At 48.4% G+C, this 21,317-nt stretch carries 22 protein-coding genes; 10 read left to right on the top strand and 12 right to left on the bottom strand.

Features of this window, described 5'->3' with window-relative positions; translation table 11 throughout:
- Nucleotides 1–41 precede the first annotated feature (41 nt).
- Genes IL_RS01945 through tldD form a run of 8 tightly spaced genes read left to right on the top strand, consistent with a single transcriptional unit; the run spans nucleotide 42 to nucleotide 10,545 of the window.
- On the top strand, nucleotides 42–1,085 hold the full coding sequence (locus tag IL_RS01945) for a rod shape-determining protein (protein ID WP_011233642.1): 1,044 nt from the start codon (nucleotides 42–44) through the stop codon (nucleotides 1,083–1,085).
- 3 nt (nucleotides 1,086–1,088) lie between these two features.
- The gene (mreC, locus tag IL_RS01950) at nucleotides 1,089–1,946 is read left to right on the top strand and encodes a rod shape-determining protein MreC (protein ID WP_011233643.1); all 858 of its coding nucleotides are present in this window, start codon (nucleotides 1,089–1,091) and stop codon (nucleotides 1,944–1,946) included.
- Entirely contained in the window at nucleotides 1,943–2,428 is a 486-nt protein-coding gene (mreD, locus tag IL_RS01955) for a rod shape-determining protein MreD (protein ID WP_011233644.1), read from the top strand. Before mreC ends, mreD begins: the two co-directional genes overlap by 4 nt.
- Nucleotides 2,428–3,024, top strand: coding sequence for a Maf family protein (locus IL_RS01960; RefSeq protein WP_011233645.1), 597 nt, complete (start codon nucleotides 2,428–2,430; stop codon nucleotides 3,022–3,024). The genes mreD and IL_RS01960 overlap by 1 nt, the downstream gene beginning before the upstream one ends.
- Nucleotides 3,014–4,483 (top strand): ribonuclease G, encoded by a 1,470-nt coding sequence (gene rng, locus IL_RS01965; RefSeq protein ID WP_011233646.1) that lies wholly within the window; start codon nucleotides 3,014–3,016, stop codon nucleotides 4,481–4,483. The genes IL_RS01960 and rng overlap by 11 nt, the downstream gene beginning before the upstream one ends.
- A gap of 5 nt (nucleotides 4,484–4,488) precedes the next feature.
- The gene (locus IL_RS01970) at nucleotides 4,489–8,358 is read left to right on the top strand and encodes a YhdP family protein (protein ID WP_011233647.1); all 3,870 of its coding nucleotides are present in this window, start codon (nucleotides 4,489–4,491) and stop codon (nucleotides 8,356–8,358) included.
- The gene (locus tag IL_RS01975) at nucleotides 8,300–9,127 is read left to right on the top strand and encodes a carbon-nitrogen hydrolase family protein (RefSeq protein ID WP_231378618.1); all 828 of its coding nucleotides are present in this window, start codon (nucleotides 8,300–8,302) and stop codon (nucleotides 9,125–9,127) included. The genes IL_RS01970 and IL_RS01975 overlap by 59 nt, the downstream gene beginning before the upstream one ends.
- A complete protein-coding gene (tldD, locus tag IL_RS01980) occupies nucleotides 9,124–10,545 on the top strand; it encodes a metalloprotease TldD (RefSeq protein WP_011233649.1) in 1,422 nt (473 codons plus the stop codon). The genes IL_RS01975 and tldD overlap by 4 nt, the downstream gene beginning before the upstream one ends.
- Nucleotides 10,546–10,560: 15 nt before the next feature.
- Here the strand turns inward: tldD and yjgA are convergent, their stop codons facing one another.
- Nucleotides 10,561–11,076 (bottom strand): ribosome biogenesis factor YjgA, encoded by a 516-nt coding sequence (yjgA, locus tag IL_RS01985; RefSeq protein ID WP_011233650.1) that lies wholly within the window; start codon nucleotides 11,074–11,076, stop codon nucleotides 10,561–10,563.
- A 54-nt stretch (nucleotides 11,077–11,130) separates the two neighbouring features.
- On the opposite strand from yjgA, the gene pmbA reads away from it, so the two are divergent.
- A complete protein-coding gene (gene pmbA / locus IL_RS01990) occupies nucleotides 11,131–12,477 on the top strand; it encodes a metalloprotease PmbA (RefSeq protein WP_011233651.1) in 1,347 nt (448 codons plus the stop codon).
- A gap of 12 nt (nucleotides 12,478–12,489) precedes the next feature.
- On the opposite strand, the gene mgtE is transcribed toward pmbA, so the two are convergent.
- From mgtE to IL_RS02045, 11 genes are read right to left on the bottom strand one after another with little or no spacing between them, the layout of a single operon-like run.
- Nucleotides 12,490–13,851: a magnesium transporter gene (mgtE, locus tag IL_RS01995; RefSeq protein ID WP_011233652.1), complete on the bottom strand. Its 1,362-nt coding sequence runs from the start codon at nucleotides 13,849–13,851 to the stop codon at nucleotides 12,490–12,492.
- A 2-nt stretch (nucleotides 13,852–13,853) separates the two neighbouring features.
- Nucleotides 13,854–14,129 carry an HPr family phosphocarrier protein gene (locus IL_RS02000; protein ID WP_011233653.1) on the bottom strand — a complete coding sequence of 92 codons (276 nt, stop codon included), beginning with the start codon at nucleotides 14,127–14,129 and terminating at the stop codon, nucleotides 13,854–13,856.
- On the bottom strand, nucleotides 14,122–14,973 hold the full coding sequence (rapZ, locus tag IL_RS02005) for an RNase adapter RapZ (protein ID WP_011233654.1): 852 nt from the start codon (nucleotides 14,971–14,973) through the stop codon (nucleotides 14,122–14,124). The genes IL_RS02000 and rapZ overlap by 8 nt, the downstream gene beginning before the upstream one ends.
- Nucleotides 14,964–15,434 carry a PTS IIA-like nitrogen regulatory protein PtsN gene (gene ptsN / locus IL_RS02010; RefSeq protein WP_011233655.1) on the bottom strand — a complete coding sequence of 157 codons (471 nt, stop codon included), beginning with the start codon at nucleotides 15,432–15,434 and terminating at the stop codon, nucleotides 14,964–14,966. Before ptsN ends, rapZ begins: the two co-directional genes overlap by 10 nt.
- A gap of 3 nt (nucleotides 15,435–15,437) precedes the next feature.
- Entirely contained in the window at nucleotides 15,438–15,725 is a 288-nt protein-coding gene (gene hpf, locus IL_RS02015; protein WP_011233656.1) for a ribosome hibernation promoting factor, read from the bottom strand.
- Nucleotides 15,726–15,752: 27 nt separating this feature from the next.
- Nucleotides 15,753–17,213, bottom strand: coding sequence for an RNA polymerase factor sigma-54 (locus tag IL_RS02020; protein ID WP_011233657.1), 1,461 nt, complete (start codon nucleotides 17,211–17,213; stop codon nucleotides 15,753–15,755).
- Nucleotides 17,214–17,234: 21 nt separating this feature from the next.
- A complete protein-coding gene (lptB, locus tag IL_RS02025; protein ID WP_011233658.1) occupies nucleotides 17,235–17,960 on the bottom strand; it encodes an LPS export ABC transporter ATP-binding protein in 726 nt (241 codons plus the stop codon).
- A gap of 1 nt (nucleotide 17,961) precedes the next feature.
- Nucleotides 17,962–18,504, bottom strand: coding sequence for a lipopolysaccharide transport periplasmic protein LptA (gene lptA, locus IL_RS02030; protein WP_011233659.1), 543 nt, complete (start codon nucleotides 18,502–18,504; stop codon nucleotides 17,962–17,964).
- Nucleotides 18,473–19,036: an LPS export ABC transporter periplasmic protein LptC gene (gene lptC, locus IL_RS02035; protein ID WP_011233660.1), complete on the bottom strand. Its 564-nt coding sequence runs from the start codon at nucleotides 19,034–19,036 to the stop codon at nucleotides 18,473–18,475. Before lptC ends, lptA begins: the two co-directional genes overlap by 32 nt.
- Nucleotides 19,033–19,587, bottom strand: a complete 555-nt coding sequence (gene kdsC, locus IL_RS02040; RefSeq protein WP_011233661.1) for a 3-deoxy-manno-octulosonate-8-phosphatase KdsC — start codon at nucleotides 19,585–19,587, stop codon at nucleotides 19,033–19,035. The genes lptC and kdsC overlap by 4 nt, the downstream gene beginning before the upstream one ends.
- Nucleotides 19,587–20,564 (bottom strand): KpsF/GutQ family sugar-phosphate isomerase, encoded by a 978-nt coding sequence (locus IL_RS02045; RefSeq protein ID WP_011233662.1) that lies wholly within the window; start codon nucleotides 20,562–20,564, stop codon nucleotides 19,587–19,589. The genes kdsC and IL_RS02045 overlap by 1 nt, the downstream gene beginning before the upstream one ends.
- Nucleotides 20,565–20,720: 156 nt before the next feature.
- Between IL_RS02045 and IL_RS02050 the strand changes: the two genes are divergently transcribed.
- Nucleotides 20,721–21,296, top strand: a complete 576-nt coding sequence (locus IL_RS02050) for a TetR/AcrR family transcriptional regulator (RefSeq protein WP_011233663.1) — start codon at nucleotides 20,721–20,723, stop codon at nucleotides 21,294–21,296.
- Nucleotides 21,297–21,317 lie beyond the last annotated feature (21 nt).

Raw genomic sequence — 21,317 nt, forward strand, 5'->3', positions numbered from 1 at the left:
GCTGTCACTCTGTTAGCTTATAAGTAGGGATATACCGCTTCATGTTTAAAAAAATTCGCGGCCTTTTTTCAAACGACCTTTCTATTGACCTGGGAACAGCGAATACGCTTATCTACGTCAAAGATGAGGGTATCGTTCTGAACGAGCCGTCCGTTGTTGCCATTCGTCAGGAACGCTCAGGCGGGCCAAAATCTATCGCCGCAGTTGGTGCAGCAGCAAAACAAATGCTGGGTCGTACACCAGGAAACATTCGTGCCATTCGTCCTATGAAAGACGGTGTTATTGCAGACTTCTATGTGTGCGAGAAAATGCTCCAGTTTTTCATCAAACAAGTGCACGACAGCCACTATTTCCGACCTAGCCCTCGTGTTCTGGTATGTGTTCCATGCGGATCAACTCAAGTAGAACGTCGTGCTATTCGCGAATCTGCACTGGGTGCCGGTGCGCGTGAGGTCTACTTAATTGATGAGCCAATGGCCGCTGCTATCGGTGCTGGCTTACCAGTGTCTGAAGCTACGGGTTCGATGGTGGTTGATATTGGTGGTGGTACAACGGAAGTTGCCATTATTTCATTAAATGGTGTGGTTTATTCATCATCGGTTCGTATTGGTGGTGATAAATTTGACGAAGCCATTATTAACTATGTTCGTCGTAACTTCGGTGCACTTATTGGTGATGCAACTGCTGAACGTATTAAGCACGAAATTGGTTCTGCATTCCCCGGCGAAGAACTGAAAGAAATTGAAGTTCGTGGACGCAACCTTGCTGAAGGTGTTCCGCGTTCATTTACTCTTAACAGTAATGAAATTCTGGAAGCTCTGCAGGAACCTTTAATGGGTATTGTCAGTGCAGTTATGGTTGCACTGGAGCAGTCTCCTCCAGAGCTTGCATCGGACATATCCGAGCGCGGCATGGTGTTAACTGGTGGTGGTGCGTTACTGAAAGACATCGACCGTTTGCTTCTGGAAGAAACAGGCATTCCGGTTATTATTGCTGATGATCCGCTAACTTGTGTTGCACGAGGCGGCGGTAAAGCTCTGGAAATGATTGATATGCATGGTGGTGATTTATTCAGTTATGAGTAATTCATGAAGACGCTGTTTGCCCGCGGTCCATCCTTACTCTCCAGGCTAGTGCTCGCACTAGCCTGTTCGTTTCTGCTGATCTTTATTGACCACCGGCTTCAGGCAATGAAGCCGGTTCGGTTATTTTTGAATTCTCTGGTGGCTCCGGTGCAGTACTTGGCTATTTTGCCAGAACAGCTGCTGGATGGTGTCTCCGAATCATTAAAAACCACGTCGCAGTTAAGCGATGAAAATAAGCGTCTAAAGCGGGCTATTTTGGAATTACAGGGTGAGCAACAGCAACTTCGCTTTCTTCAGAACGAGAATAAACGGCTACGGGAACTTCTTGGTTCAGATGCCCGCGACTCAGTCCGGCGTATGGTTGCCGAGGTCATCGCCGTTGCCTCAGAGCCGTTTTCCCAGCAACTGGTTATTAATAAAGGCACGCTGAGCGGAGTGTATGAAGGCCAGCCCGTACTAGACAGCAATGGCATTATTGGACAAGTGCAGGATGTAGGCGGTAATACCGCTCGTGTATTGCTACTCTCAGACCAGAGTCATGCGATATCTTTGCGTTCAGAGCGCAATGATATTCGTGTACTGGCGCAGGGAACCGGCGATATCGGACGGCTGGAGTTGATGTTTATTCCTCACAGCACTGAGCTAAAAGAAGGGGATCTCCTAATGTCTTCGGGTTTAGGGGGCATATTTCCTGAGGGGTATCCGGTGGCAACAATTCGACAGATTGTCAGAGATGAATCTCTCCCTTTTGCTAAAGTGATAGCGGATCCCGTCAGTGCGCTTGACCGCGTTCGTAATGTTCTATTGTTGTGGCCAAGCGACGGCGAGCAGCAACCTATTTTTGATGAGGACGAGGAATGATCGTGATAAAACCCGGCTTCATTACGTTGTTGATCACCTACATCATTGCGCTGACTCTTATGGTTATGCCAATGCCTGCCGCGTTCGATACCTTTCGGCCTGACTGGCCAACTTTGGTTATGCTGTACTGGATAATAGCCTTGCCGCACCGGGTAAATATGGGAACCGCTTTGGTGCTGGGCGTGCTGAGCGATATATTACTGGGTTCTATTGTCGGTGTTCATGCTTTAGGTATGGTCGTTGTCACTTATTTTGCGGCACGTCATTTTCAGCGTATTCGCAATTTTGCTTTAATACAGCAAGCATTGGTTATTGCCGTGCTGATTTTTATTAAGCGCTTTGTTGTGTTTGAAGCCAATGTGTTTTTGCACGACGCTGAATTTACCTTCTCTTACTTCTGGCCAGTGCTCACCTCAGCTGTTTTTTGGTTATGGGTATTCCCGTTACTGCGAAAAGTTCGTCGTCAATTCGGAGTGGTGTAATGCGCCTGCTGCTCGCTTCTTCTTCTCCCCGTCGGCGAGAGCTGCTAACGCTATTGCATAGACCCTTTGATTGCGAAGTTCCGGAAGTAGAGGAGCTACGAGGGGCTAATGAGAATGCCGGTGACTATGTGACTCGCCTGGCGGAAGAAAAAGCTCAGACTGTGGCACAACGCCAACAAACTCCCTGCTTGGTTATTGGTTCTGATACCCTGATAAGCTTTAAGGGGCAAGTGCTGGAAAAACCAGAGAGTTATGAACATTTCAGTCAAATGATGAAGCAGCTTTCCGGTCAGACACATCAGGTTCTGACATCAGTTAGTGTCTGCCAATGGAATGGTCACAAAGTGGTTGCCCGCGAAACGGCTTTAGTAACAACGCAGGTGGAGTTTGCCGCACTGAGTCAGGGAGAAATAGATGCTTACTGGGCAACCGGTGAACCTCATGATAAAGCGGCTGGCTATGGTATTCAGGGCTATGGCGGAAAATTTGTAAAACGTATTGAGGGTAGCTACTTTGCTGTTGTTGGCTTACCTTTATATGAAACTGAACAGTTGTTGCGGATGTTTGAAATGACAGGTGAAGTCGATGAGCGTTGAAGTCCTAATGAATGTGACCCCCACAGAGACTCGTGTAGTGCTTGTTGAAAATGGCATCCTGCAGGAAGTCCACATTGAGCGTCAGGCAAAGCGTGGCTTAGTTGGCAATATATACATGGGAAAGGTATCGCGGGTGTTGCCGGGAATGCAGGCCGCGTTTATTGATATTGGCCTCGACAAGGCGGCGTTTTTACATGCCTCGGACATTGTCGTTCAAGTGGATGGTGATGATTTACCGCGGCCTGACGAAAAGCCACAACAAAGCATTACCGAATTGGTGCATCAGGGACAGCATATTATGGTGCAGGTGGTTAAAGACCCTCTGGGAACCAAAGGAGCGCGTTTAACCACTGACATCACTCTACCGTCGCGGTACCTGGTTTTTATGCCTAAGAGCGACCATGTAGGCGTCTCTCAGCGTATTGAAGAAGGCGAGGAGCGCGAACGTTTGCGGCAGTTGGCAGAAGAGGTCAGTAAAAGCGACGGAAAATTCATTGTTCGCACTGCAGCAGAAGGTGCTTCAGATCAATCGCTGCGGGGCGATGCTGACTTTCTTTTCCGGTTGTGGGAGAAAATAAAGGCGCGGAAAAAATCTCAACGCAAAGTCGGCATGCTGTACGAAGACCTGAATCTTTCCTGTCGTGTACTACGTGACTTTGTCGGCGAAGAAATAGAACGCATTAGGGTTGATTCCAAAGTCACCTTTGACACGCTCAAAGTATTTACTCAGGACTTTATTCCCGAATTAACCAAAGTTCTTGAGTATTACACCGGTGACCGGCCTATTTTTGACTTATTTGATGTCGAAAATGAAATGCAGCGAGCGCTAGACCGTCGGGTTGACTTGAAATCCGGTGGCTCACTGATTATTGACCAGACCGAAGCGATGACCACGGTTGATATCAACACAGGTGCGTTTGTTGGTCACCGCAATTTAGAAGAAACCATATTTAATACCAATATCGAAGCCACGCAGTCGATAGCACGTCAATTGCGGTTACGGAACCTTGGCGGCATTATCATTATCGATTTTATTGATATGCAGGACGAGGAGCATAAACGGCGGGTATTGCACAGCCTTGAACAGGCGTTAGGCAAAGACCGTGCAAAAACAACCATTAATGGTTTTACCTCGCTTGGGTTAGTGGAAATGACCCGGAAACGCACCAGAGAAAGCCTGGAGCATGTTTTGTGCTCGGAGTGTCCGGTTTGTCTGGGGCGCGGCAGCATGAAGACGGTTGAAACCGTCTGCTATGAAATTATGCGTGAAATTGTCCGGGTTCATAAAGCTTATGAAGCCGATAAGTTCGTTGTTTATGCCTCTGCACAGGTAAGTGAAGCCTTACTTAACGAAGAATCTCATGCGCTGGCTGAACTTGAGCTGTTTGTTTCGCGTCAAATAAAAATACAAACCGAACCTCTGTATAATCAGGAACAATTCGACGTAGTAATGATGTAAGGCGCATGCGGACACTGTCGTGGATTTTGAACAAACTCTGGCTAACGCTGGCTATTGTGCTGGTGCTGGTTGCTGTCGGCCTGAGTTTATTGCGTTACAGCCTGCCATACCTGCCCGATTTGACCGAACCACTTGAACAACAGCTGGAGGCTCGTTTCCAGCAACCCGTGAGCATTAGCGACTTATCTATGGCCTGGACCCGGGAAGGCCCTTCCATTGTGCTGGATAATTTAGTTTTGCTGGAACGCGAGCAGTCGCCTGTGCAAGTTCGTGTTGGTAAGGTTCATGTGGTACTCGATTTCTGGAGAACTTTACTGGATCAACAGCTCATTGCGCAGCAGTTTATTCTTAATGACGCCCGCATAGCGGTAGATATACGCAAATTCTCGGCAGCTAACGAAGCTGAGAAATTAGATTTAGACTACGTTAACCGCTTATTCCTGCAGCAATTAGAGAAGTTTTCACTGAATAATGGTGAGTTGCTACTGACAAACTTGCGGGGCGTAACGCGAGAAATTGATATTGACCGACTGTCCTGGACCAATGAAGGCAAAAAGCACCAGGGGATTGGCCAATTCCGGATGGAAGACTTTGCGACTAATAGCCTGGATTTCATTATTGATTTGCGCGGTGATCGCTGGTCGGAGTTTAATGGTCAGTTCTATGTTAATTCACAGAACGTTGATATCAGTCCCTGGCTTGAAGAGCAACTGGGCGACATTGACGTACAAGCTTCAAACGTAAACTTTACCGGTTGGCTCGATGTTCGTAATGGTCAATTATTTGAAGGATTAGTTAAGTTAAGAGACAACCGTATTACCTGGTTAGACAATAATTCCGAAGAACTTAACTGGTTGCAGTTACCCGAGGGAGAAATTGTGCTGCGGCCGGAAGAAAATGGCTGGCTACTCAACAGTATGCCAATGACAGTAAATACCTCGGTAGGTCATCTTGAATTACCGCGTATAGCCTGGCAGAAACTGGATGAGATCCACGATATCAGTGTGGATAATATCGCGATTGATGAGGTTACCGGGTTACTACCTCTGCTGCCTTTTAATATATCAGCGGAATCGGTCATGAGCCTGGGGTTAAAGGGTAAGGCCAGTGTGCGCTATCGCCTGCATCCTGTCTCCGGCCAGCAATGGTCTGTAAAAAGCCACAACCTGTCGGCCGACGGAAATGAGCGCTGGCCTGGTTTTAATGGCCTTGATGTCAGTATAAGCAGCTTGTCGAATCACGGTTTGTGGCAAGTAGAAGGTGACAACGTTAGCCTTACGGGAAACAGTCTTTCCGGTAAGCAAGCGTGGGATATTGATACTTTTAATTTGTCCGGCTCCTGGTTGTTACAAGCTGATAACTGGCGGGTAAATTTAGAGCAGCTCCAACTTCGGCGAGACGACTTTCAGCTTACCGGCAGTGGCGGTTTGTCCGGCGACAGTGAAACAACACCACAAATTGACTTATTGCTTTCTACCGCACAGGGCTTTTCTGTCGACACGGCCCGCAAGTTGCTGCCATCAATTATGGGTCAGGGAGTCAAAGACTATCTTTCCGCAGCCTTAGTATCCGGTCGGGCTCGTGGCATGGAATTACTTTGGCGCGGTCCCGTCACTCAGTTTCCGGCGGCGACCAATCAAGGTGTCTTCAATGCGCGGGTCGAGTTCGATGATTTAACCTACCGGTTTCAGCCAGACTGGCTTCCGCTAGCCGATGCTCCGGTAAAGCTCGACTTTTATAACAGAAGCTTGTTCATGTCGACCGATGCAGGGCATATAGAAGATGTGCAGGTAACCCGGGTTGACGCGCAAATTAAGGACTTAGCAGATGCTTCGCAGGGCCTGCAGGTTCAGGCTAGTGTTAGTGGAAAGGGTGAATCGTTGTTACCTGTTTTTGAGCAGTCGCCGCTGGACAGCGTAACCGAAACGCTCATTCAAATTGACCCGAGCGGAGAGGTTTCTGGTTCTTTTCAGTTGGATATCCCCTTAAATAGCTCGCGAGATGTCGATGTCGCTGTTGATGCTCCGTTGGCCGGGTTGTCTTTTAATATTGACGCCATACAACAAGATTTTACGGTTTCTGAAGGTATTCTGAAAATCGACAACAGCAAGGTTAGTACCGAAGGGTTGCGCCTTAACTGGTACGGTATGCCTATACCAACGAAAGTATCGGGAGAGCTAAAGGGGGCGGATTACTTACTGAATGTGAATACAACTCTGGACTGGCAAAGCGAACCCTTATTTAAGCAATTGCCTTATCCACAGTGGAAACCGTTTTTCTACGGAGCGGTAAATGGTGAAGCTAATCTCCTGTTAACTTTTAACGCAGACGATGTCGGCGTTGCGTTGGAGTCTCAGTTTGATTTGACCGGTCTTGAGACATCGCTTCCAGCGCCGTTGCAAAAAGATTTTGGAGATAACTGGCAACTGTCGGTTCAGCTCAATGGGACTGGAGAAGAACTGCGTTTACGAGCAAGTATTGACCAGCGCCTTAACTGGGATAGTCGCTGGCAGCCGGGCAGTGGAGGCTGGCAAATGGCCAGACTGGATATTGGTGAAGTGAACTCTGCGAATGAACTGGTTAACGGCTTTGCGATAAACGCACAGCTTCCGCATGCAGATATCGGACGGTGGTACTCAGTACTTTATGCGTTGGCCGGGGATTCAAACGTTGATACTGAAAGTGGTAGTGGGGAAGGGTGGTTGCCCGATTCCATTCGTATTGAGACGCCTCAGTTACAGTGGGGACAGCAGAAATTTGCTCAGGCGGATATCCAGGTGTGGCCAGAAAACTCAGTCTGGCAGGCCCGGGTGGATGCTAAGAATGCGGTGCTAAGCGCGACCATTCCGGAAAGCTTTGTACAGCAAGGGATAACCGTAAGAGCGGATTATTTGGCGTTAAGCAGCAATGTTGAGCTTCCGGAAGCCACCGAGAAGACAGACTGGAATTGGCTCGAGAAAGTACCAGCACTTAACTTTTTCTGTCGCAGTTGTCGTATTGACGAGCATGAGTTAGGCGAAGTTGAGTTAGTACTTGCTCCGCTTGAAGACGGCTTCAGTATAGAAAAAATGGCTCTTAAAAAGGGTAGTGATGAGTTGGCTGTAACAGGTTATTGGCGCTACACAGACGAGCAGGCTTTAAGTGCGCTTTCTGGACGTTTGGAGGCTGGAGACCTTGGTGATTTATTACGTGACTATGGTCTGGAAACGGCAGTAAGAGACAGTGCTGCCGTTATTGACTTTAACTTAAACTGGCGTGACCACTTGTATCAACCAGACTGGAGTTCGCTGAGCGGGGAAGTGGTCTGGGATTTAGAAAAAGGCTATCTGGCCGAAGTGAGTGACGGCGGCGCGCGTATTTTTTCGTTATTGAGCCTGGACAGTATTCTCCGAAAGCTGACTTTAGATTTTCGTGATATTTTTTCGCAGGGAATGTTTTTTACTGACCTAACTGGCAGTGTTCAGATCGAAAACGGTGTTGCGACCACCGAAGATGCAAGATTACTGGGATCCGCAGGAGATATGGATATTCGTGGCTGGACCAATATGAAAACTGGTGAGCTAAATTATAACCTGACCTATGCGCCGAAGGTCACTTCCAGCCTACCGATTATTCTTGCCTGGATGGTAAACCCGCCCAGCGGCCTGGCTGCGTTGTTCATCGACAAAGTACTGCACGATGCGAAAGTGATTTCGCGTCTGCGTTATCAGGTCACCGGTACTATTGATGAACCGGTGGTTGAAGAAATAGAACGTGACAGCCGCCCGGTTGATTTGCCAGAATTGGAAGAGAACTCAACCGATTCAGAGGCAGACGATGACACAAGTGCAACTGACGGCGCTGCAAATGAGCAGTCGCCCGGATCCGCAAGATAATTTAGCCATTGTTGCTAAACTGCTGGAACAACTTCCTGCCGCACGTCCGCAACTGGTGGTGCTGCCTGAAGCCTTTAGTTGCTTCGGTGCCGGTGACCGTGCGCAGTTAGCGATGGCTGAACCTTACAAGGATGGTGAGGTGCAGAAACAGCTGGCTGCCTTAGCGAAAAAGCACGAGGTTTATCTGGTCGGCGGTACACTGCCGGTAGATGCCGGTGAGCGATTCTCCGCGGCATCTATTCTTTTTGGCCCCGATGGCGCTATTCTCAATCGCTACGACAAAATTCATTTGTTTGATGTTGATGTGGCTGATAATACTAAGGAATACCGCGAGTCAAAGTGGACTCAGCCGGGCAGTAAGGTGGTAACCACAGAAACGGACTTTGGTGTGGTTGGCATGGCAGTATGTTATGATCTGCGCTTTCCAGAGTTATTCAGAGCATTGCGTCAGGCTGGCTCCCAAATCATTGTTTTACCCTCTGCTTTTACTCAGGTTACCGGAAAAGCTCACTGGCATGCGCTGGTTCGCGCCCGCGCCATTGAGCAACAGGTTTTTATCGTGGCACCGGGTCAGGTGGGGGAGCACGCAAATGGTCGTGAAACGTTTGGCCATTCAATTATTGTCAGCCCCTGGGGTGAAATACTGGCAGAACAGGAACTGGATGAAGGTGTTGTTTCTGTCAGCGTTGACGTAGCGGATATTGAACCCATACGAAAACAAATGCCGGTGGCGCAACAAAATCAATTTGAGGTTGTACAAAAGACATGACACTAACTGACTACGAATTGTCACAAGACGACATAAGCAAGGCCTTATCCACGCTATACAGCGGTGATATTGACTTTGCCGATATCTATTTACAACACAGTGTCAACGAGTCGTGGGTGCTGGAAGATGGCATTATTAAAGACGGCGCGTTTCATATTGAAACGGGTATGGGTGTGCGCGCTGTACAGGGCGAGAAAACTGGCTTTGCTTATGCCGATGAGATTACATTAAAAGCGTTACAGCGCACTAGCGAAGCGGCCCGCGGCATAGCGCGTCAGGGGCAAAGCAAAAAGGTTGAAGCCCTGAAGTCGGTGCAGGCTAAGTCGCGCTATGAAGCGCTGAATCCGCTGGATACTTTGTCTGAAGAAGAAAAAATTGAATTGCTGAAAAAAGTTGATGCGCACGCGCGGGCACAGGACTCACGTGTAAGCCAGGTGGTGGTTAGTTTGAGCGGCAGTTACGACGAAGTTTTAGTTGCTGCGACAGACGGCACGTTGGCTACTGATAAGCGACCTCTAATTCGTCTGAACTGTTCTGTTATTACCGAGCAAAACGGTCGCCGCGAGCGAGGCAGTGCCGGTGGTGGAGCGCGTGTAGGATATGAGTTTTTCCTTGATGAAGCGTCCGGCAATGCCCGCTGGCAGCGTTTTGCGGAAGAAGCCGTACGCCAAGGACTCGTGAACTTAGAAGCGAAACCTGCACCTGCAGGCAATATGCCTGTGGTACTGGGCTCTGGTTGGCCGGGCGTGCTGCTGCATGAGGCGGTTGGACATGGGCTGGAGGGCGACTTTAACCGTAAAGGCTCGTCTGCCTATTCCGGCAAAATTGGCCAACAGGTGGCTTCACCGCTTTGTACTATTGTCGATGACGGAACTCTGAATGATCGCCGTGGCTCAATGAGTATTGATGACGAAGGCACACCCAGTGGCTATAACGTATTGATAGAAAATGGCGTATTGCGTGGTTACATGCAGGACAAAATGAATGCGCGTCTAATGGGTCAGGCAACCACCGGAAACGGTCGCCGTGAAAGTTTCGCTCACTTACCTATGCCGCGAATGACCAATACGTATATGCTCGCCGGAGAAAGTAGTCCGGGAGACATCATTGGCAGCGTGAAAAAGGGTATTTACGCACCGCAATTTGCCGGTGGTCAGGTCGATATTACTTCCGGACAGTTTGTGTTCTCAGCATCTGAAGCTTATTTAATTGAAGACGGTAAAATTACCACACCGATAAAGGGTGCAACACTTATTGGTAACGGACCAGAAGCTATGGCTCAGGTGTCTATGGTGGGTAACGACCTGTCGCTGGACGAAGGTGTTGGTGTTTGCGGCAAAGACGGGCAGAGTCTACCCGTAGGTGTTGGGCAACCGACGCTGAAACTGGATTCAATGACGGTTGGCGGTACCGAATAAGTGAGTTGCCCGGTATTAACCGAGCAGTTCACGTAAATAAACAAACAGCTGACGGGCAGCGACAGGCGGTTTTTGTTCAGCCCGCTGTTTTTCGGCAAGACGAATAAGCTGACGCAATTTTTGGCGGTCAGCATGAGGGTGCTCTTCAATGAATTCTTGTAGAGCATCGTCGCCTTCATGCAGCAGTTTATCGCGAGTTGTTTCAATCTCGTGAAAAATGGATGTTTGCTGCTGATGCGCATTTTTTAAGTTATTTAAGGCTTGCTCAATAGGCGCTATGTCACGTAAGCGCATGAGCTTGCCAATAAATTGAAGCTGGCGTCGGTAGCCTTCGTGCTTGTTACGAATTTTACGGGCAAGTAAAACGGCATCGCGCAGCTCATCATCCAGTGGCATTTTTGCTAACTGGCTGTCAGTTAAATTGACAAGTTGAGTCCCTAGCTCCTGGCGTTCAGCCATTTCGCGTTTTTTTTGGGACTTGCTGACGAAGTCGTCAGATTGTTCAGGATTTTCGGCTGGGCGTTTCGGCATAAGTTCGATTCATTAGCGCTACAAAGCCGTCAGTTTAGCAGTGAGGAGAGTTTTTTGATAGTACAACTGAGTGACTTACAGGTTCAAATGAAGCAGGTAGAGAGTGCTGTTAAAGAAGCACTGCGACTGGCTGAAGCAAAAGGCGTCAGTTCTGCTGAATGCTCAATCAGTCACAGCTCCGGTATTTCGGTCGGGACCCGCCTGGGCGAAGTCGAAACCGTCGAGTTTAATCAGGATGGGGCGCTGGGCATTAGCGTTTATAGAGGCAACCAGAAAGGTTCGGCATCGACTACAGACCTGTCGGAACAGGCCATTAGCGCTGCCGTCGACAAGGCTTGTGATATTGCCCGTTTTACCTCTCCGGATCCATACAATGGTTTGGCTCCGGCCGAATTAATGGCGACCGATGTACCGGATTTAGACTTGTGTCATCCGGGTGACCAGAGCGCAGAGTATGCCATAAAGCAGGCACTGGCTTGTGAGAAACACGCGCTGAACCTGGATGAGCGCATTGTTAACTCAGACGGCGCGCATTACGGCAGCCACACGGGTTTTCGTGTTTATGGGAATAGTCACGGTTTTATTGGCGGTTACTTACAGTCGCGACATAACCTTAGTTGCGTTCTGATAGCCAAAGAGGGCGACAAAATGCAGCGCGACATGAGTTATTCTGTTGCCCGCAAAATGCACGAATTAAAATCTGCCGAGAGTGTTGCCGAAGAGGCCGCCGCAGAAACCTTGTCGCGCTTGGGTGCACGCAAAGTACCAACAGCTAAAGTACCGGTTATTTTCCGGGCTGATGTGGCAGGGAGTTTGTTTGGTCATATGGTCAGTGCTATAAGCGGTGGCAATTTGTACCGCAAATCCAGTTTTCTGCTCGACCATTTAGGCAAGCCGGTGCTGCCAGAATGGCTGAGCATTCAGGAAAAACCGCATATTATCGGTGGCCTGGCGAGCTCGCCGTTCGATGCAGAAGGTTTGGCGACGAAGGATAGAGAAATCATTACCGACGGGGTGCTGCAAACCTATCTGTTAACCAGCTATGCTGCACGCAAACTGGATATGCAGCCTACGGGTCACGCAGGTGGTATCCACAACTGGCGAGTGACACAGCAGGACAACTCGTTAGCGCAGTTATGCAAAAAAATGGGTACGGGCTTGCTGGTAACCGAATTGATGGGGCAGGGCGTAAATATGGTCAACGGTGATTACTCACGTGGAGCGGCCGGCTTCTGGGTTGAGAACGGTGAAATTCAGTATCCGGTAGAAGAAGTGACCATTGCCGGTAACTTAAAAGACATGCTGGCGAACATTGTTGCCATAGGGAATGACACCGACGAACGCCATGCGCTGCATACCGGCTCAGTGTTATTAGAGCAAATGAGTATTGCCGGCAATTAAAAAGCCAGGTCTCTAAGACAGTAACAAGGTTGCTGAGCCAAGGAAGGCAAAGATACCGACCACGTCAGTGACAGTGGTCAGAATGACCCCGCCAGCCAGCGCGGGGTCAATATTAAAGCGCTTAAGAACCAGCGGAATGGTCGCACCGGCTAAAGCGGCTGCGACTAGGTTCATCATCATGGCAAAGGCAATAATACCGCCAACCAGCCAGTCTTGCTTCCACAGTGCGACGACTGCCGCAATCAGTACCGACCAGATAATGCCGTTTAAGAAACCAATAGCCAGCTCTTTACCGATAAGCCATCGGGAGTTACTGGTGCCGATGTGACCCAGAGCCATACCTCGTATGACCAGAGTTAATGTCTGGCTACCGGCTATGCCGCCCATACTGGGTACAATGGTGTTTAAAATAGCCAGTACAGCCATTTGTGCCAGTATGTCTTCAAATAATGAGCTGACCATGGCAGCCAGTAAGGCAGTAACTAAGTTTACCGCCAACCATACGGTACGGCGGCGGGTACTTTTTAATACCGGAGCGAAGGTATCTTCGTCATCTTCCAGACCCGCCATACTCAACATGGAGTGTTGGGCTTCTTCGCGGATAATATCGACCACGTCATCGATGGTAATACGACCTACCAGCTGCTGCTCATTGTCGACGACCGGCGCAGATACCCAGTCATGACGCTCGAACAGTTTTGCGACTTCCGTTTCATCCATAGTCACGGGGATGGTGGTAATGTCGGCCGACATAATTTCGTCAATGCGACGGCTGGGATCAATAGTTAACAACTGGGTTAAAGTAATTTCGCCAATGAGTTTTTCATGGCGATCCACGACGTAGAGTTTATCGGTGGCTTCGGGCAGCTCACCTTTAAGGCGTAAATAACGCAACACAACATCAATAGTGACGTCCGAGCGCAAGGTGATGGTATCGGTGTTCATGATACCACCGGCGCTGTCTTCGGCATATGAGAGCGCGGTTTCCGCACGTTCCCGGTCGCTTTCGTCCATGGACTTCAGAACTTGCTGATAGACTGGCTCAGGTAAGCCCCGCAGAACGTAGGCAAGGTCATCGGTGTCCATGCCTTCGGTGGCCGCCGCAAGATTCTCCGGCGCCATTTGACGAATAATGTCTTTCTGAACCTCTTCGTTCAGTTCTTCAAGAATCTCGCCGTGTTCATCTACGTCAACCAGTTTCCAGACAATGGAACGGCTTTTGGGGGGTGAGGATTCCAACAGCAATGCCACGTCGCATGCCGGCATATTATGCAGCATACGGCGTGCAGCAACGAACATGCCATCGGACAGCGCGGAGTTAACCTCCTGAATGCGCTGCATGGCATATTCTTTGTCGGAAAGCTCTGCAATCATGCTTACTCGTCTTCCTCGAAGCGATCTTCAAACAAAGCACTAACGGCATCCAGTGCTGCTTGTGCGTCTTTTCCTTCGGCACAGACTTCAACAGTTTTACCCTGTTGACTGGCCAGTAGCATCAGGCACATAACGCTGGCAGCGTTAACGCATTGCTCACCCTGAGTGACAGTAATGTCTGACTCAAATTCCTGCGTTAATTGCGCTAACTTTGTTGCCGCACGTGCGTGCAAGCCTAGTTTATTGCGAATAATTAGCTTTCTGCAAACTTTATCCATGGGTTTTCAGTTCCCGGTGTCTTACCTGAACTTTTACAGCTTTCTGTTCAAAACGCTCGGCTAACTGCTGAGAAATATAAACCGAGCGGTGCTGACCACCGGTACAACCGGTAGCTATGGTCAGGTAGCTTCGATTGCTGCGCTGGAAGTGTGGCAACCAGGTATCAAGAAAGTTTTCTAGCTGATAAATAAATTTAGTCACCAAAGGTTCCTGACGAAAGAAAATCTGCACGTCGGTATCCAGACCGGTAAGCAGCTTAAGCTCGGGTTGCCAGTGCGGATTAGGTAAAATGCGCGCATCAAAGACAAAGTCAGCGTCTTTGGGTAAACCATATTTAAAGCCAAAAGACTGAAACACAATAATCAGCTTTTTATCCGCTCGTCCCAGCACCCGCTCAGTGACCTGTTCGCTTAATTGGTGCAGCGATAAATCACTGCTGTCCAGGCGCCAGGTTGCGCGTTCCATAATGGGTTCAAGCATTTTATGTTCGGCCTGAAGCGCTTCTAGCAGAGGCAGTTCTTTTTGCGATAACGGATGCAGGCGACGAGTCTCGCCAAAACGCTTTAGTAAGGTGTTGTCGTCAGAGTCAATAAACAGAATTTCCGGTTCAACGCCTTTTGGCAAAAAGCTCAGAGAGTCCAGCAGCTCTTCGGAGTGCTCCGGTAGGTTGCGAACATCAATGCTAATGGCTATTTTTTGATACTGCTCTATGACTGCATGCACCAGAGTTGGCAGCAGGCTTATTGGTAAATTATCAACACAATAAAAGCCTAAGTCCTCCAGTACGCGCAAGGCAATTGTCTTACCTGAGCCGGAGCGACCACTAACAATGATCAGTTGCATGGCGACTGTTCACCTTCGCCCACAAATAATTGATATAACGCCTTATCAGAATCTGCGTGGCGCAGTGCGCGAGTACAGTCTTTGTCGTTCATTCTTCTGGCCACTGTGGCCAATGTTTGTAGATGGTTCTCGTGCTCTGACTCCGGCACCAGAAGCGCGAAGATAATATCGACAGGTTGGTTGTCAATAGAATCGAATTCGATAGGTTCGTCTAAGGTCAGTAATACCGCTACCGGATGATTCGCATTAGGTAAGCGGCCATGAGGAATTGCGATACCTAAGCCAATTCCCGTACTGCCTAAACGCTCACGGTTTAACAGGCTCTCAAAAATGTCATGACGGGTAATGCCAGACAGCTTAGGGGCTACGATTTGACTAATGGTTTCAAGTAGTCGCTTTTTACTTGCGCCCTCGACTGCACACTTGGTGCAGTCGGGGCTTAACAATTCACTCAGTTGCATGGATTAATGTTGTTTCATTTTCTCTTTGTGTTTAATCACCTGACGGTCCAGTTTATTAATTAAACCGTCGATGGCCGCGTACATATCTTCGTGTTTTGCGTCGGCGAAAAGCTCACCGCCATTCACGTGCAGCGTAGCTTCCGCTTTTTGAATCGTTTTTTCAACATTTAGGATGACGTGAACATTAGTTATATGGTCAAAATGTCTTTCCAGCTTGGCAAATTTTGTGTCCACGTAGTCACGCAGAGCTTCGGTAATATCGATGTGATGACCGGTCAAATTAATTTGCATAACGTCTTCCTTCTGCAGTTAACAAAGTTACAAAAGACTTTTGCGTTGGCTCGATGATGGAATGTTTAACGATTCCCGATACTTCGCAATTGTCCTTCTTGCTACTTGGATACCTTGTTCGGCTATCAGTTCAGCAATCTTACTGTCACTTAACGGTTTACTGCGATTTTCAGCAGCGACCATCTTCTTAATTAAAGCACGTATTGCCGTGCTTGAACACTCGCCACCGCCCTCTGTACTGACATGACTTGAGAAAAAATATTTCAACTCAAATACGCCACTTGGGCAGTGTAAGTATTTTTGTGTCGTTACGCGTGAAATTGTGCTTTCATGCATATCCACGGCTTCAGCAACATCGTTCAGAACCATTGGCTTCATAGCTTCTTCACCATGCTCAAAAAAGCCCTGCTGGCGCTGTACTATGCAATTGGCCACTTTCAGCAGCGTATCGTTTCTGCTCTCCAGGCTTTTTATGAACCAGCGCGCTTCTTGCGTATGGTTTTTTATGTACTGGCTGTCGGCTACTGACTTTGTTGCTTTACTCAAGGCCGCGTATTCTTCGTTCACTTTTAGTTTAGGTACGCTGTCCGGGTTTAATTCGACCATCCAACGACCATTTTTTTTAGTAACGGCCACATCGGGAATAACATATTCAACGGGTTGCTGCGCAACTTGCTCGCCCGGGTGCGGGTGCAACTGTTGAATTAACCGCATAGTCTGACGTAAATCGTCTTCCGATAGCTTCAGTTTACGCTGAATGGTGCGAAAATCGCGACTGCCAAGTAAGTCCATATGTTCAGTCACTAAGCATAGAGCAACCTGCTTGTATTCAGTGTCGTCGCTTAGTTGACGTAATTGAATGGCAAGGCATTCACTGACGCTGCGTGCGCCGACACCAATTGGGTCGAAATGCTGAATACGCTTAAGCACCATGCAGACTTCTTCTACTTCCACTTCGGGTAGGCGCACAGCTTCGATAATTTCATTAACATCAACCATTAGATAGCCATTGTCGTCTATGGCTTCAATAATGGCTTCAGCTATGGCGGTGTCTTCTTCCGAAAAATGAGAAAGTTGCATTTGCCAAAGCAGGTGATCCTGCAAAGACTCGCTGGTAGAGCCCTGATAGACTTCAAAGTCGCCGTCGAAGGATTTACCCGAAGAAGCCGCACCGTTGGCCGGGGTATGACTGGAGTAGGTGTCGTCCCAACTGCTGTCGACCGGCAGCTCGTCAGGCATTTCCTGAGTTTTTATAACGTCGGATGTTTCCCGCTGACTGTCGTCTCTTTCTTCAATATTGCGAGTTTCGGGTTGATCCGCGTCGTTACTCGTTTCGCCTTCAACCTCCAGCAGCGGGTTGCTGTCTAATGCATCCTGAATTTCTGACTGAAGATCGAGCGAGGAAAGCTGCAGCAGGCGGATGGCCTGTTGGAGTTGTGGCGTCATGGTCAGGTGCTGACCAATTTTTAGCTGCAGACTTTGCTTCATAATGACTGTCCCGGTATCACGTTATAGGGTGAACTGCTCACCGAGGTAAACGTCTCTAACCTGTTGATTCGATAATATACTTTCTGCATCCCCACTGGCAATAAGCTCACCATGACTGACAATGTAAGCGTGTTCACAAACAGACAATGTCTCGCGCACATTGTGGTCGGTAATAAGTACACCAATACCACGTTGCTTTAAATGTTCAACAATCTTTTTAATATCAATAACCGAAATAGGGTCAACTCCGGCAAAAGGCTCGTCCAGCAAAATAAACGTAGGCTCCGCTGCCAAGGCGCGGGCAATTTCAACCCGACGGCGCTCACCGCCTGAAAGACTCATGCCCTGGCTATTCGCTATGTGGCCTATATGAAACTCTTCGAGCAAAGCATCAAGCTGTTCTTCACGCTCATTGGTTGAAAGTTCTTTACGAGTTTCCAGAATAGCCATCAGATTATCGCGCACGGTCAATTTGCGAAAAATGGAAGCCTCTTGCGGCAAATACCCAATACCCCGGCGTGCCCGTTCATGCATTGGCAGTAATGTAAGGTCATTGTCATCCAGCAGAATTTGACCTTTATCGCTATTAACCAAACCGACTATCATATAGAAGGTTGTGGTTTTACCTGCCCCGTTGGGGCCCAGTAAACCAATAACCTGCCCCTGACTTACTTCCAGGCTAACGTCTTTAACGACTTGTCGGCTTTTGTAGCTTTTGGCTAAATGTTTGACTCGTAAAGTTGCCATATTAAGGGTTCTCGTTATTTTTTTCGTCGGTATCGGTTTTTGGTTTAGGCGTAAAAATAGTGATAACACGGCTGTCTTCTTCACCTGAACTGCTTGCCGTTACCGTTTGTTTATTCAAATCATAAGTAATCAAACTGCCGCTTGAGCTACTGCTACCTTGAGAGATGCGAGCGTCGCCACTAAGCTCCAGTCGCTGTTCCGACTGAAAATAGGTGATTTTTTTTGCTTCAGCGTTAATTTCATTGCCGTCGTCCAGCGTCTGGCTGTAAGTAGCAGGAGTGCCTTCTGCAATAAAAATATCTGCTTGCTCGGCGCTTTCGCTGGCGGATGCTTCTAGTCGATCGGCGCGGATTAATAAGGTGCCCTGACGAATAATAACGTTGTCCGTTAAAACCAGGCGGTTATTTTTAATATCAAGCTCTTCCTTACTCGACTCAACTTCCATGGGTTTACTAAAGTCAGACTTGCCCTGAGCCATAACCGCTGAGGGTATTAAGGCAACCAGGATGAGTTTACTCAGCAGGCTGGAAAATCGTTTTAACATGTCTTTTTAGCTCCATTCGTTCAGCTTTCAGATCCGCAGTCATACCGTTACCCCGAATTAATAGCCGTGGTCCGTGAATGCTTACAGGATGTTCTGTGCTCATTGACTCATTTTTTAAATCAACAATCAGGTACTCGGTTAACACTTGCTCGATGTGAGTATCCGGCTCTAAAGCAAGTATTTCAACATCATGCTCTAAAATCAGGGTTTGATCGTCGTAGAAAGTGCCTTGCGCGGCACTGACTTCCCAAAGCTCTTCGCCTTGTTCAGAAAAGACCGTGTAAACCGGACGCTTAAGTTCGGTCAGGCCAATTTGGTTATAGTGAGACATTTTCTCAGATTTTATCTTGTGAGCCAGTAAACCGTCACTTTCGAAAATACGCGTCTCCAGCCCAAAAGCGGTAAAATCGGGCTGCATAGTGCGTGTTGTCGCCGCGTTGTTACCATCAGCATCATCACTAAAAGGGCGCCAGACAAGCAATAGCCCGGCACCGAATAATAAAATTAGAATGACAGTAACGCGTCGGCTCACACACTGGCTCCTGTAGCCAGGTGCAGTTGCCCTTGACTGAGCATGATTAAATCACAGACTTCGCGCACGGCACCATGTCCACCATGGCAGCGTGAAATATAATCGGCCTGTTGTTGTACCGATGCGTGAGCGTCCTGGACTGCAATCCCCAGACCCGCCGCTTTAATTAAAGCTAAATCGGGGGTGTCGTCTCCAACATAAGCAACTTGCTCCGCGCTAAGGCCTAACTTCGTTAGTAGCTCATCGAAAGCGGCTGTTTTATCGTTCTGTCCCTGATAAATAAAGCCGACATCTAAATGTTCCATACGGTGTTCAACAATGCGTGACGTTCGTCCGGTAATGACTGCCGTTTCAACACCTGATTTTTTCAGTGCTTTCATGCCAAAGCCATCCCGGGTGTGAAACGCTTTCAGTTCCTCACCATCATTGCCTAAGTATATGCGACCGTCGGAAAACACCCCGTCGACATCCAGAACCAGTAGCTTTATTTCGGAAAAACGTTTAAACAGGCTTTTTTCAATGTCGCCGTACCAGGTATTAATACATTCCATCAGAGCACTCCCGCCTGAAGTAAGTCATGCATGTTCATTGCGCCACAAGGCTGTCCATCGTCGTTGGTAATTATCAGCCCATTTATTTTTCGGTCCTGCATGAGTTTTAATGCCTCAGCGGCCAGCATGTCCTCGTTCGCAGTAATACAGGAGCGGGTCATAACTTCAGCTATCGGAGTTTTATGGACATCGATTCGGTTATCCAGAATGCGACGTAAGTCACCGTCTGTAAAAATGCCGGCGAGACGTTGGTTTTCATCAACTATCGCGGTCATACCCAAGCCTTTACGCGACATTTCCAGTAACGCATCACTAATAATAGCGTCGGCTGGAATAACCGGAACACGCTCGCCAGTGTGCATCACGTCATGCAGCCGCAATAGCAGGCGTTTACCCAGCGAGCCGCCGGGGTGTGATAGTGCAAAGTCGTCGGCGGTGAAGCCGCGGGCATTGAGCAGAGCAACCGCCATCGCATCGCCCATGACAAGAGTTGCTGTTGTAGAAGCCGTGGGGGCTAACCCGAGCGGACAGGCCTCTTGTTCAACTGCGATACAAACATGAGTATCAGCCAGTCGGGCAAGAGTGGAGCCTGGTTTGCCAGTCATTGAAATTAAGGGCACGCCCAGACGTTTAATGACCGGAATAATATTCAGCACTTCGGCCGTTTCGCCACTGTTAGATATCGCAATGACCACATCCTGAGCCGCAACCATGCCTAAATCTCCGTGGCTGGCTTCGCCCGGATGTACAAAAAACGCTGGTGTGCCGGTTGAGGCAAGTGTGGCAGCTATTTTCCCGCCAATATGACCGGATTTACCCATGCCGGTGACAATAACGCGGCCTTTGCAATTAAACAGAGTTTGGCAGGCGGCATCGAAATTATCATCCAAATATTGATACAGGCCTTCAATCGCCTTCTTTTCGATATCCAGTACTTGTTCGCCCAGTAGCCGAAAGTTCTGGGTGACTTGTTTCATGGTCATGCCTCTGGCGTTGTACTTTTGCCCTGTATAATACGTCATTCGGTACAACTCTGCCTACCGTACACAGGTAAATCTTGTATTTTATTACAAAAATAATTACTATACCAACCAGACGGTTGATAAAGTAAGTGTAGGTAAAGTGAATACACCATGGTAGAGAAAAAAGGCGCAGGGCGACCCAGCAACAGAGACGTCATTCTGGATGCCGCAGATCAATTGGTCGCTGCCGAGGGTGCAGGGCACCTTACATTTGACGCCTTGAGCCAGACAACGGGCATCAGCAAAGGTGGTTTGCTTTATCATTTCAAGAGCAAAGATTGTTTGCTGCAGGCTATGTTAAAACGCCGTGTCGAACGTTATGAAAAACTTCGTGAGCAATATCATCACCAGTTTGCCGATGACCCAAAAGGCGAATTAAAAAGTATTTTACTAGCAGCGCTTGATACGGACGCTGAATGTTCTCGGCTAGGCAGTGGAATGCTGGCTGCCGCTGCGACTAACCCGGAGTTGTTGGGCCCTTTAAAAGAGCATATAGCACTGACTTTACAGCGGTTGGAACGTATTGCCGGAAGCAAAGTTGGGAAAACTCTGTTTTACGCGGTTCATGGTGCTCGCTTGTTTGAGCAACTCAACTTGTGTGACGCCTGCGTGCATGAACGTGAAGATTTTGCACAATATTTACTGAAGCTTGTCGATGAATTGACAGAAATAGAATCAATTCGCTGATAAAATTTGCAACACTTTTTC

The organism is Idiomarina loihiensis L2TR, from assembly GCF_000008465.1.
GTDB lineage: Bacteria > Pseudomonadota > Gammaproteobacteria > Enterobacterales > Alteromonadaceae > Idiomarina > Idiomarina loihiensis.